The following is a 514-nucleotide window of genomic DNA, read 5'->3' on the forward strand; positions in this document are numbered from 1 at the left end:
TTCCTCGTCTTTTTCTTTTTCTCCTTTCTCCTCTTTCCCTCTTTCTTCTTTCCTCCTCCCTTCCCTTCTCCCTTCCCCTTCCTCTCTTTCTCTTCTTCTTTCTTTTCTCCCTTTTTCTTCCTTTCTCTCTCCTCTTCCCTCCCCTCTCTTCCCCCCTTTTTCCCCTCCTTCTCCTCCTCTCTCCTCCTTTTTTCCCTCCCTTCTCTCTTTCCCTTTTTTCTTTTTCTTCTTCTTCTCTCTTTTCTCCTCTCTTTTTTTCTTTCCTTTCTCCCCCCTTCTCTTCCTCCTCCCTTTTCTTCTCTTCTTCTCCTTCCCCCTTTCCCTTCTCCCCTTTCCCTCCTCCTCCTTTCTTCCTCCTTCTTTCCTCTTTCTCCCTTTTTTCCCCCCTTCCTCCTCCCCTCCTCTTTTCTTCTTCCCTTTCCTCCTTCTCCCCTCCCCCCTCTCTCCCTCTCTCTCTCCTTTTCTTCTTCCTTTCTTTCTCTTCTCCCCCTCTCCTCTCCCCCTCTCCCTCTCT

At 49.0% G+C, this 514-nt stretch carries 1 protein-coding gene; it reads right to left on the minus strand.

Going from position 1 to position 514, the window contains the following annotated elements:
* The coding region (locus tag CYP28_RS10855; protein WP_181000415.1) for a hypothetical protein at positions 1-514 on the minus strand (514 nt) is incomplete at both ends.

The organism is Campylobacter concisus, from assembly GCF_002914195.1.
GTDB lineage: Bacteria > Campylobacterota > Campylobacteria > Campylobacterales > Campylobacteraceae > Campylobacter_A > Campylobacter_A concisus_M.